We start from the raw sequence: 11,793 nt of genomic DNA on the forward strand, positions 1-11,793 counted from the left end.
GATAGTATAAAGGCTTTGCCCGCGAATGTGAATCGTGCATTGTGCTGTCTTTTCGCAAGGCTCCGCATAATGACTGTATGGAAGGCTGTCGTTCGCATCGCATGCAAAAAGCGTCCATGACCGTTTTAGGTCATGAACGCCCTCGGCGACCGCGTTATCTTTAATAGCGCTCCAAAATCTTCGTCGTCTTAAGACCGTCCTGCGGCAAAAACCAGCCTTCGGCGATCAGCTTGTTTTTAAGCGAATCTCTTTTTGCAGACGCGGTCGCAAAGTCGTCTTCCTTAAAGGAAGCTTCGACGAGATATTCGTAACCGCTGCCCGATGCCTTGTTGATTTCCCACACTTCGATATAGAGCTTTTCGCCGTCCCATTTGCCGATCGAACGCTTGGCGCTGACCGTCCCGTAAATATGGGCGTCATGGAGAATGTCTTCCGCCCAATCACCCGATTGCCAATGCGCCAGCTTGCCCGGAATGAGATCCTCGGCGAGGTCTCTCGAATCTCCCTTGCTCGGCAGCTCCATGCCGTCATATCCGTCAAGCTCCGCGTCCTTTTTGTTGCTGAAGCTCAGCGTTTGCGACGCGTAGCCCCAATCGACCTGCGCCTCGTAGTCGTCCTCGTCCGCATCGAAGCCGTCTGCAGACGCCGCACTCAGCGCAGCCTGAATGTTGCCGCCCGCGATCGGATATCGCATTTTATACGTGACTTCGAAATCCTCGTCGCTATAAGACTCCATTTTCCGGATCCGAACGTCCCAGCCTTCGGCATTCAGATTTAGATCGTTACTGTCCAAGTACTCGACGTTCATTTTTTCGACCGTGGACGGCATGTCGAACGCGTTCAATACGGCGGTTTTCAGCTTGTGGTCCGATCCCAGCACGACGGCCGGGTCCAGATACCATTTCACCTCGTAGTCGGGCGTCGCGACGCCTGCGGCATGAACCGTTTGACCGCCGGACCATCCCGACAAGAGCGTAGATGCCCCGAGCACGGCGCAAGCCAACAGCAGCGAACTTCTTTTCACTAATAATCCCTCCTTCGATTACCGTTCCTTCCAGCAGCCGCGTATACTCGCGTCCCTGTCGGCTCGGCTCGCTTCAACTGTAACAAGCGATTATTCGAAAGGCATACGATGGGCATCAACGCCGGATCAAGCCGTTTTCGGCATTTTCTTGCTTCCCATCGATTGTATCTATAGAAGGATTAAAAGGTATAAAACAAAAAAAGCCTCGCGGGCGGGAATGAATCCCGCTCACGAGACGGTATGCTTATGCGCTTAGCGCGACGATTGGGCTTTGGATTTGGCCGCTTCGGCCGTGGCATTGCCCTCGGACTTGAGCACTTCATGGTGCGGCTTCACTTTCCGGATAAAGAAGGCCAGCACCAGAGCGGCGATCGTGATCCAGGTAGCCACGACAAACGCGTGCTGGATGCCGTAGAGCGTTGCCTCCTTGCCGATATCCGCCAATTGCGCCGCGTTTGCCTTATCCGTCGGATCGATACCGGCAGCTTTAGTAAGCGCTGCGCCTTCGTCCGCCGCTTTGTTCGTCATAATGGTCACGAGCAAGGCGGTACCGAGCGCGCCCGCAACGTTACGCAGCGTCTGCGACATGGCCGAGCCGTGCGAGTTGAGCGTCTGCGGCAGCTGGTTCATGCCTGCCGTCTGAATCGGCATCATGAGCAGCGACATGCCGAACATCCGTGCGGAGTAGATCAGAATGATATGCATATATGTCGAATCCAGCGCGATCCGGCTCAGCTCCCACGTCGTGAACGACGTGATGATGAGACCGATGACGGCCAGCCAGCGCGCGCCGATCTTGTCGAATATCATGCCCGTGATCGGCGACATGATCCCCATCAGGATCGCGCCCGGCAGCAGCAGCAGACCGGATTCGAGCGGCGTAAAGCCGCGAATGTTCTGCAGATAAATCGGCATAAGCACCATCGCGGAAAACATCGCCATCGTGATGATGACATTGATGACCGTCGTCAGCGAGTACATATCGAACTTGAATACGCGGAATTCGAGCAGCGGCTTCTTTGCGGTCAACTCCCGCCATACGAACAAAACGAGCGAGACTGCGCCGACGACCAAGCTGACGATAACGCGGGTGCTGTCCCAGCCGTCGTTGCCGGCGTCGCTGAAGCCGTACAGGATACCGCCGAATCCAAGCGTCGAGAACACGACGCCTAGCACGTCCAGCTTAGGTTTGGAGGTCTGGGTGACGTTTTTCATCGAAACGGCGCCGTAGATCAGCGAGAAAATCGCAAGCGGCAGCACGATGTAGAACAGCACGCGCCAGGAATAGTGCTCGACCACCCAGCCGGAGAGCGTTGGACCGACGGCCGGCGCGAAGATCATCGCGAGCCCCATCATGCCCATCGCCTTGCCGCGCTGCTCGATCGGGAAGATCGTCAGGAAGACGACGGACATAAGCGGCATCATGATGCCTGCGCCAACTGCCTGAATCAGGCGCCCCGTCAAAAGCGTTCCGAAGTTGGGCGCGACCGCAGCCACGACGGTGCCGACCGTGAACAATCCCATAGCGACGATATACAATTGACGCGTTGAAAATTTTGAAATCAGATAGGCGGTAACCGGAATAACGACGCCGTTGACGAGCATATAGCCCGTCACGAGCCATTGAATCGTATTGGATCCGATATGGAGATCCGCCATCATCTTCGGCAGCGCGACGTTCAGCAGCGTCTGGCTCAGCAGCGCGACGAAGGCGCCGATCAGGAGCGACGCGACGATCGGACCTCTTCTCAGGGTGGAGGCTATGGCATTACTCATCTTTATGTTCCTCTCTCGCTTTGTGTAATATTTGCACGATGCGGCCGTGAATGCGCAGCAGTTCGTTCAGATCCTGCTCGTCGAGCTCGTTGAGCGGCTCCAGCATTATTTTTCTCCGCTCGTCGATCTTTACCCACAAATCCTCGCCTTCCGGCGTCAACCGCAGCGATATCGACCGACGGTCGTTCTCCGGACGTTCCCGCGAGACAAGCTTCGCCTTGACCATGCGCTCGACGATGCCGCTTGCGGTGCTCGGACCGACGAACAGGCAATCGGCCAGCTCCGACAAGCTCATCTGCGGCTTGCTTCTGAGCGACTTCATGACGAGCAGCTGAATCGGCGTGACGCCTAGATGCTGGCCCGCACGCTGCATCGAATGGTAGAACGACTGATTGACCTCTCTAAAAGATGCAAAAAGTTCAGATATCAGCGATTGATCCTGCATCTCCCTCCCCCTTATCCGTAATATTAGGTTTGAACTTGCCCTTAGAACCATTTCCTTGCAAATGATTGCTTAACAAATAATTCGCATACGAAGTATATTAGTACTTCCGGCTTTCCGGGTCAAACCTTATATTTGCCCAAAAACGAAGAAAATCCGCAGCAAGCCGCCCTGAGGGCGGCTGCTGCGGCCGGAAGATCACGGTATTCCGCAATCGCGCTTTATTGCTCTTCGGTATTCGGTTGCTCTTCTGCCAGCCCCGCAAAAAGCGCATGCACGAACTGCTCGGCGTCAAACTGCTGCAGATCGTCCATCTTCTCGCCGAGGCCGACGAACTTGACCGGCAGCGACATCTCGCGGCGAATGGCGATAACGATGCCGCCCTTGGCCGTGCCGTCGAGCTTGGTCAGCACAAGGCCGGAGACGCCGCTCTTCTCGTCGAACAGTTTGGCTTGCTGGAGCGCATTTTGCCCCGTAGCCGCATCCAGCACGAGCAACGTTTCGTGCGGGGCGCTTGGAATCTCCCGCTGAATGACGCGGTAAATCTTGGACAGTTCCTCCATCAGGTTCGCTTTGTTCTGCAGGCGTCCGGCCGTATCGCACAGCAGGACGTCGACGCCGCGCTGCTTGGCCGCCTGTACGGCATCGTACATGACCGCCGCAGGGTCGGAGCCGGCTTGCTGGCTAATGACCTCTACGCCGACGCGCTCGCCCCAAACCTGCAGCTGCTCGATGGCGCCTGCGCGGAACGTATCGCCTGCGGCGAGCAGCACCTTCTTGCCCTCTTGCTTAAAACGGTGCGCGAGCTTGCCGATCGTCGTCGTTTTGCCGACGCCATTGACGCCGACGAACAAAATGACCGTGATGCCGCCCGGATTCATCTTAAGCTGGGACGATTCGCCGCTTTCCGTCAAAAGGCCGACCAGCTTTTCGGATAATATCGGCTGAAGCTCCGAAGGCTGCTCGATGCGGCGCTTTTTCACCTCGTCGCGAAGGTCCTCGATCAGCTCCATAACCGTGTTGACGCCGACGTCGGCGCCGATCAGAATTTCCTCGAGCTCCTCAAAAAACGCTTCGTCGATTTTTTTTCGCCGGCTGAACAGGTCGGTCACTTGTCCGACAAAGGCGTCGCGCGTCTTGGAGAGGCCTTCCTTGAACTTATTCGTTACCGCCTCGGTCTTCGAGGCGATGCTTTCCTTCAGTCGTTTAAAAAAACTCATCTTCCGTTCCTCCTGCCGGGCAGCCCGCCGCACTTCACGCTCGGCGTCCGTCCCGTCCTTCAATATGATTCTCGCCGCGAGCCTTGCATGCCGTCAGCTCAGCTCGCCAGGTTTTCACGCCGTCGCTTCCGCAGTAAATTCTTCGCTTTCTTCGAGCTTGACGGATACGAGCTTGGACACGCCGCCTTCTTCCATCGTGACGCCGTAAAGCATGTCCGCTTCCTCCATCGTGCCCTTGCGGTGCGTAACGACGATAAACTGCGTCAGCTCGGAGAAATCGCGCATATAACGCGCATACCGGGCGACGTTCGCCTCGTCCAGCGCGGCTTCGACTTCGTCGAGCACGCAGAACGGCACCGGCTTCACGTTCAGAATGGCGAACAGCAGCGCGATTGCCGTCAAAGCCCGCTCGCCGCCGGACAGCAGCTGCAGGTTTTGCAGCTTTTTGCCCGGAGGCTGGGCGACGATCTCGATGCCCGTGTCGAGCGGGCGGTCGGGCTCGCTCAAGATGAGATCCGCGCGGCCGCCGCCGAACAGCTTGGAGAAGACCACGACGAAGTGGCCGCGAATCTGGTCGAACGTCGTTCGGAAACGTCTCGACATTTCCTCGTCCATCTCGTGGATGATCGCGTGCAGCTTGCTTTTGGCTTCCATGAGGTCGTTCTTTTGCGCGTCCAGAAATTCGTAACGCTCGCTTACGCGCTTGAATTCCTCGATGGCGCCCAGGTTGACCTCACCGAGCATCGTGATCTTGCGCTTCAGTTCCCGAACGTCGTTCTGGGCGGCGGGCACGTCCTCGGGCACCGCGTATTTTTCCTTGGCCCATTCGTAGCCGATCTCGTATTCCTCGCTGAGCTTGCGCAGGAGATTGTCGAGCTCGACGTCCATCCGGTTCGAGGAGATCTCCGCCTGCCGAAGCTGGTCCTCGACTTGACGCAGCTGGCTGCGCTGCTCCCGCGTCGCGTTTTCCTTGCGCTCGAGCTCGCGCTGGCGCTGCGACCGGTCCGCGCGCCGGAATTCGATCCCTTCGGTGTATTCCTTCTTGGCGAGCCGCAGCTGGTTAAGCCGTTCGCGCTGCTGGTTCTGCTCTGCGGCGGTGCGCTCGGTATCCGCCGTATTTTGCGCAAGCGTCTCCTTCAGCTGGCGCGATTCCGCGGACATCCGCATCTCGTCGCCGCGATGGCGGCTCGACTGCTCGACGATCGATGCGCGCTCCTGCTCCATGCGCGCGATCTTCACCTTCATCTCGGTCAGCTGCGCCTGTAGCTCTTCCTTCGCGCTCGCGCTCCGCCGCTTGAACTCCTCCGCCTCGCGGATCGCGCGGGACAGGCGCTCTTCTTCGGCGGTGTGCTTGACGAGCCTGGCTTCGGCTTCGGCACGAGCGGATACCAGCTCCTTTTTCTCGCGGCCAAGCCCGCCTTCGTCGCCGCCGATGGCGGCGAGCTGCGCCTCGAGCAGCTCCCGCTCCTCGGCATGCCGCTGCCGCTGGGCCGACGCCTGCTGCTCTTCCATCCGGGCGCGTTCGCCGGATTCCCGGAGCTGCTCGATATTTTGCTGCGCCAACGCAAGCTCTTTTTTCAGGTCGTCGAATTCGGCGCGCAGCTTGATCCGCGCCTCCTCCGCCGCTTTGATCTCCTTGGCCAGCTCTTCAAGCTGGCGCTGGCGGCCGAGCAGGTTGGACGATTTGCGCGCCATGCTGCCGCCCGTCATCGAGCCGCCCGCATTGACGACGTCGCCGTCGAGCGTTACGACCCGGTAGCGGTACTGGAGCCTCGAAGCAATCCGGTTGGCATGCTCGAGCTTCTCCGCGATCATCACGTTGCCGAGCATGCTGCCGACGATGCCCGCATACCGAGACTCGAAGCTTACGAGCTCGGACGCCACGCCGACAAAGCCGTCCAGCTCCGATACGCTTCTGCGGTCGCCGTCTCCGACGTTGCGGGGCTTGATGACGTCCATCGGAAGAAACGTCGCGCGTCCCGATTGACGCTGCTTCAGGTAGCCGATCGCTGCGCGCGAGGTCGCTTCGTTTTCCATGACGATATTTTGCAGCGCCGCGCCGAGCGCGGTCTCCACCGCTACCTCCAGATGCGCGGGCACGGTCACGAGCTCGGCGACCGCGCCATGGACGCCGTGCAGATGTCCGCGCTTGGCGGCCTTCAGTACTTCCCGGACGCCGTGCTGGAAGCCGTCGTAATCGTTCGCGAGCTCCGCGATCGTATCGCGCCGCGACACGAGCGCTTCGCGCTTCTGATCCCAGCGGCGTCCCTCGCCCTGGGTCTCCTCGAGCCGCCGCTGCAGATCGGCGACGCGCGTGCCTTCCGAAATATAGCGGTCTCGCGTCTGCGCGACCGCCTGCGCGCAGGCCGCAACCCGCAGCTCAAGCTCCGCTCCGCGAAGCTTGAGCGCTTCGCGTTGCTCCTCGAGCTTGGCACGCTCGCCGGCCGTACGGGCCGACTTGCGCGCGAGCTCCTCCCGCTGCTGCTCGCAGTAGCGTATATCGTTGCGCGCCTGGGCCATCGCGTTCATCGTCTCGAACAGATCCGTTTTCAGCCGCTCTTCGGCGTCCTCGCTGCCGTCCGCGATCGCGAGCTTCAACTCTTCCTCGATCAGCTTCTTCTGGAGCGCCTCGAGCTCGCCTTCGACCTGGGCGCGGCGACTCTCGATTTTCTCCCCTTCGGCCTTGGACGCGGCGAGCCGCTCGGTCACGAGCGCCAGACTCTCATCGAGCTGCGCGCGTCCGCGTGCCAGATTCGCCATCCGCTCGGTCAGCAGCTCGCCGTAGCCTTCGCTTTTTTCGGTCTCCTCGGTCGTCCGAAGGAGCTCGTCCTGCAATCGCTCGAGCGCTTCCTCGAGCCGCTGCAGCGCCTGGCGCTCTTCTTCGAGCTGAGCGTCGTGCGCCGACACGACCGTGGACAGCTCGAGCTGTTCCTTGCGGAGCTTCTCGAGCTTGCCGTTCGTCTCCGCCCACGTTTTGTGCACGGTATCGATCTGATGGACGTACAGCGCGATTTCTTTGTTTTTGAGTTCTTCCTTCAGCAGCTTGAACGACTCTGCCTTAGCCGCCTGCTTGCGCAGCGGCTCGACCTGGCTCTCGAGCTCCACGACAAGGTCGTTGATCCGCAGCAGGTTGCCTTCGGTGTCTTCAAGCTTGCGCTGCGCTTCCTTTTTGCGCGACTTGTACTTGACGATGCCCGACGCTTCCTCGAATATGCCGCGGCGGTCCTCGGAACGCGTGCTTAAAATCTCCTCGATGCGTCCTTGTCCGATGATCGAGTAAGCTTCTTTGCCGATGCCCGTATCCATGAACAGCTCCGTGATGTCCTTCAGACGGCACGGCTGCTTGTTGATCAAATATTCGCTGTCCCCGCTCCGGTGCACGCGCCGCGTGACCGTTACTTCCGCGAATTCGAGCGGCAGCGCCTTGTCGCCGTTATCGAGCGTGAGCGACACTTCGCCAAAGTTGACCGGCTTGCGGGCATCGCTGCCGGCAAAAATAACATCCTGCATATTGCCGCCCCGTAGGCTCTTGGCGCTCTGCTCGCCGAGCACCCAGCGGATGCCGTCGGAGATATTGCTCTTGCCGCTGCCGTTCGGGCCGACGACGGCCGTGATGCCGCGGCCGAACTCTAGCTGCGTCCGGTCCGCGAACGATTTGAAGCCGGCAAGCTCAATGCCTTTCAGATACATGGGGATCCCTCACCTTTTGTCTCTCGCTGCCCGCGGCTTGCCCGCCGCCCGTCTCCGCGTCCGCCCGCAATTGGCGAAGCGCCTGCGCGGCCGACTGCTGCTCCGCTTCCTTCTTGGAGCGCCCGGCGCCTTGGCCCAGCCGCCGCTCGCCGATGCGGACCTCGACGACGAACTCCCTGTCGTGCGCCGGCCCCCGTTCCTCGAGAATCCGGTAATCGAGCGTGCCGAGACCCAGATGCTGCACGCGCTCCTGCAGCTCGGTCTTGTGGTCCTTGATCGGCGCCTGGCCTTCCTTGGGCAGATGAGCGAACAGGTGCTCGCCGAGGAAACGGTTCACTTCCACCAAACCCTGATCCAAATACAACGCGCCGACAAACGCCTCGAAGGCGTCGGCCAGCAAGGACGGGCGGTTCCGGCCGCCCGTCTGCTCCTCCCCTTTGCCGAGCAGCACGACCTGCCCGAATTCGAGCGCCTCGGCAAAACGGACAAGCGACGGCTCGCAGACGATCGCGGCTCTAAGACGCGTGAGCTCGCCCTCGGGACGGTCGGGGTACATGCGGTACAGCGCCTCCGACACGGTCAACTGAAGGACGGCGTCTCCCAGAAATTCCAGCCGCTCGTTATGTTCCACGCGCGAGCCTCGCTGCTCGTTCACATATGACGTATGGGTAAAAGCCTGCCTTAGCAGCGAGACATTGCGGAATCGAACGCCCGCTCTCTCCTGCAGCCGGTTCATGACTTCGCTCATGTACGGCATCCTCCTTCATTTCCTCCGCAATTCATGACGCTTCGTTCACCCGCCGTCTTGCGGGCGATTACGCCATATTTTAGAAAAAACGCAGGCGGCACGCCGCCTGCGTCATGGCCGAGCGCTTATATTCAAGCCTCGTATTTGCGCAAAATAACCGTGGCATTGTGTCCGCCGAAGCCGAACGAATTCGACAGCGCCACCTTCACGTCCGCTTGGCGCGGCTCGTTCGGTACGCAATCCAGGTCGCACTCCGGATCCTGGTTGTCGAGATTGATCGTCGGCGGCAGCACGCCGTTCTGGAGCGCCAGGCCGACGATGACGGCTTCGACGCCGCCTGCCGCGCCGAGCATATGGCCGGTCATCGACTTGGTCGAGCTGACGGCCAGCTTGTGCGCATGCTCGCCGAACGTGCGCTTGATTGCTTCGGTCTCGGACTTGTCGCCGACTGGCGTCGAAGTGCCGTGCGCGTTGATGTAGCCGATCTCCTCGGGCGCGATGCCCGCATCCTTGATCGCTCTGGCCATGCAGCGCGCGGCGCCGTCCGGATCCGGCTCGGTCATGTGATGGGCGTCGCCGCTCATGCCGTAACCGATCACCTCGGCGTAAATGTGCGCGCCGCGCGCGGTCGCGTGCTCGAGCGACTCCAGAATGAGAACGCCCGCGCCTTCGCCCATGACGAAGCCGTCGCGATCCGTATCGAACGGGCGGCTCGCCTTTTCAGGCTCTACGTTGCGCGTGCTCATCGCGCGCATATTGGAAAATCCGGCGACCGCGATCGGTCGGATCGTCGCCTCGGCGCCGCCGCAGATCATGACGTCGGCGTCGCCGCGCTGGATCAGCTTGTACGAATCGCCGATCGAATGCGTGCCTGTCGCGCAAGCCGTAACGGCCGTCGTGTTGGGACCCTTGGCGCCCGTGACGATCGAGATCTGGCCGCTCGCCATGTTCGCGATCATCATCGGGATAAAGAAAGGACTGACGCGGCGCGGACCCTTTTCCATCAGGATCGTATGCTGATCCTCCCATGTGCCGAGGCCGCCGATGCCGGAGCCGACGCTAACGCCGACGCGATCGGCTTCGGCGTTGACGCCGATCTCAAGACCCGAATCCTTAACGGCGCTCAGCGATGCCGCCAGGCCGAATTGCACGAAACGGTCCATTCGGCGCGCTTCTTTTTTGTCGATTCCGTGCGCTTCAGGCTCCCAGTTCTTCACTTCGGCCGCGATCTTCGTCGGATAGTCGGCCGTATCGAACGCCTCGATCATGCTCACGCCGGATTTGCCGGCGAGCAGGCTGTCCCAAAACGTATTCAAATCCGTGCCCAGGGAGGAAACGACTCCCATGCCGGTTACCACTACACGATGTGCCAAACTATGTTCACCTCTTCAGCCGATGCGTAAACGCTTGGCGCCGCCCTTGACGGACGAGCCCGTTTCGCGTAGAAATCCGGGCGATCCGGATGCGAGAAGCGTCCGAATCCCCGGAACGGATGGTAAGCAAGACTGACGAACGGATCGGCGTCCGCATGGGACGGATCCCGTCATTTATTGCAGCGATTCGTCCCGGCGGGAAGAATCGTTCTAATAAATACGGCGTCCGGCGCGGCGGGGCGCATATCCGGTTCTGTGCAGGTAGCTACGGCCCGGGACCGTCCGTACACGGATGGCCGCCGGGCCGCAGACCCTTAAATCGATGCATAATGTGGAGAAGTCCCGCTCTTCGAAGCGGGACCCGTCAGATCAGTTAGGCATGAGATTGTATGTAATTTACGACTTCTCCCACCGTAGTGATCTTCTCTGCATCCTCATCGGAGATCTCCAAGTCGAATTCGTCTTCGAGTTCCATTACCAGTTCGACGACATCAAGAGAGTCGGCGCCCAAGTCATCCTTAAAGTTCGCTTCGTTGGTGACTTCGGCCTCTTCTACGCCCAGGCGTTCGACCACGATGCGTTTAACGCGATCATATACATCGGACATCCGGTTCACCTCCCTTTTGGTATTATACGAGATAGATGGACAAAAAGCCAGCGCGTAAACGGTTCCGCGAAAGCCCCTTCTCCGTTGCGCCGCACGCCCGCGGAAGCAAGTCCGCCGGGGTACGGCAGCGTTTTACATATACATGCCGCCGTCCACATGAATCGTCTGGCCGGTCATGTAAGATGCGCTGTCGGACGCAAGGTACAGCACGCTTGACGCAATCTCCCCCGGCGTTCCCATGCGGCCGAGCGGAATGTCTTTCAGCATGGCTTCGCGGAGATCGGCGGGCAGCTTGTCGGTCATATCCGTCTCGATAAAGCCCGGCGCGACCGCGTTGACGGTGATGCCGCGCGACGCAAGCTCTCTTGCCGCGGACTTGGTCAGACCGATGACGCCGGCTTTGGCCGCGACGTAGTTCGCCTGTCCCGCGTTGCCGAGCACGCCGACGACCGAAGAGATGTTGATAATGCGGCCGTAACGCTGCTTCATCATCGGACGGGTAACCGCCTTGATACCGTTGAACACGCCCTTGAGGTTCGTCTCGATAACGGCGTCGAATTCTTCTTCCTTCATGCGCATAATCAGGTTGTCCTTCGTAATGCCGGCGTTGTTCACGAGAATGTCGAGCTTGCCGAACGCTTCGATCGCGCGCTGCACCATCGCGTCGAACTCCGCAGCTTTGCCGACGTTCGCCTGAACCAGAATCGCCTTGCGACCGAGCGCTTCGATCGCGTTCGCCGTCTCACGGGCGGCGGCTTCGCTGCCCGCGTAGTTCACGGCGACGTCGCAGCCCGCTTCGGCGAGCGCGACCGCGATCGCCCTGCCGATTCCGCGCGAAGCGCCGGTCACGAGCGCCGCCTTGCCGCTAAGATCAAACTCCGCCATATTATTACCCCTCTCGCGTTAGGCATAA

Annotated in this window: 9 protein-coding genes; all 9 read right to left on the reverse strand. The window is 60.1% G+C overall.

Annotated elements, in window-relative coordinates; genetic code table 11:
- Positions 1–160: 160 nt before the first annotated feature.
- The gene (locus ACFOTD_RS01175) at positions 161–1,024 is read right to left on the reverse strand and encodes a hypothetical protein (protein ID WP_378114922.1); all 864 of its coding nucleotides are present in this window, start codon (positions 1,022–1,024) and stop codon (positions 161–163) included.
- A 252-nt stretch (positions 1,025–1,276) separates the two neighbouring features.
- The gene (locus ACFOTD_RS01180; protein ID WP_378114924.1) at positions 1,277–2,800 is read right to left on the reverse strand and encodes a DHA2 family efflux MFS transporter permease subunit; all 1,524 of its coding nucleotides are present in this window, start codon (positions 2,798–2,800) and stop codon (positions 1,277–1,279) included.
- Positions 2,793–3,245 (reverse strand): MarR family winged helix-turn-helix transcriptional regulator, encoded by a 453-nt coding sequence (locus tag ACFOTD_RS01185; RefSeq protein WP_378114926.1) that lies wholly within the window; start codon positions 3,243–3,245, stop codon positions 2,793–2,795. Before ACFOTD_RS01185 ends, ACFOTD_RS01180 begins: the two co-directional genes overlap by 8 nt.
- 218 nt (positions 3,246–3,463) lie before the next feature.
- Entirely contained in the window at positions 3,464–4,462 is a 999-nt protein-coding gene (gene ftsY, locus ACFOTD_RS01190) for a signal recognition particle-docking protein FtsY (RefSeq protein ID WP_378114928.1), read from the reverse strand.
- Positions 4,463–4,576: 114 nt separating this feature from the next.
- Complete coding sequence (gene smc, locus ACFOTD_RS01195) at positions 4,577–8,152, reverse strand: chromosome segregation protein SMC (protein WP_378114930.1); 3,576 nt, start codon at positions 8,150–8,152, stop codon at positions 4,577–4,579.
- Positions 8,133–8,900, reverse strand: a complete 768-nt coding sequence (gene rnc / locus ACFOTD_RS01200) for a ribonuclease III (protein WP_378114932.1) — start codon at positions 8,898–8,900, stop codon at positions 8,133–8,135. The genes smc and rnc overlap by 20 nt, the downstream gene beginning before the upstream one ends.
- Positions 8,901–9,031: 131 nt before the next feature.
- Positions 9,032–10,273: a beta-ketoacyl-ACP synthase II gene (gene fabF, locus ACFOTD_RS01205; protein ID WP_378114934.1), complete on the reverse strand. Its 1,242-nt coding sequence runs from the start codon at positions 10,271–10,273 to the stop codon at positions 9,032–9,034.
- 373 nt (positions 10,274–10,646) lie between these two features.
- Positions 10,647–10,880 (reverse strand): acyl carrier protein, encoded by a 234-nt coding sequence (gene acpP, locus ACFOTD_RS01210; protein ID WP_090117455.1) that lies wholly within the window; start codon positions 10,878–10,880, stop codon positions 10,647–10,649.
- A 132-nt stretch (positions 10,881–11,012) separates the two neighbouring features.
- Positions 11,013–11,765, reverse strand: coding sequence for a 3-oxoacyl-[acyl-carrier-protein] reductase (gene fabG / locus ACFOTD_RS01215; RefSeq protein WP_378114936.1), 753 nt, complete (start codon positions 11,763–11,765; stop codon positions 11,013–11,015).
- Positions 11,766–11,793 lie beyond the last annotated feature (28 nt).

Origin of the sequence: Cohnella sp. GCM10012308 (genome assembly GCF_042649185.1) — a bacterium.
Lineage (GTDB): Bacteria > Bacillota > Bacilli > Paenibacillales > Paenibacillaceae > Cohnella.

Coding starts and splice junctions, on each gene's coding strand:
- ACFOTD_RS01185 (WP_378114926.1), bottom strand. CDS start 3,245: ATGCAGGATCAATCGCTGATATCTGAACTTTTTGCATCTTTTAGAGAG.
- smc (WP_378114930.1), bottom strand. CDS start 8,152: ATGTATCTGAAAGGCATTGAGCTTGCCGGCTTCAAATCGTTCGCGGAC.
- ftsY (WP_378114928.1), bottom strand. CDS start 4,462: ATGAGTTTTTTTAAACGACTGAAGGAAAGCATCGCCTCGAAGACCGAG.
- acpP (WP_090117455.1), bottom strand. CDS start 10,880: ATGTCCGATGTATATGATCGCGTTAAACGCATCGTGGTCGAACGCCTG.
- rnc (WP_378114932.1), bottom strand. CDS start 8,900: ATGAGCGAAGTCATGAACCGGCTGCAGGAGAGAGCGGGCGTTCGATTC.
- ACFOTD_RS01180 (WP_378114924.1), bottom strand. CDS start 2,800: ATGAGTAATGCCATAGCCTCCACCCTGAGAAGAGGTCCGATCGTCGCG.
- fabG (WP_378114936.1), bottom strand. CDS start 11,765: ATGGCGGAGTTTGATCTTAGCGGCAAGGCGGCGCTCGTGACCGGCGCT.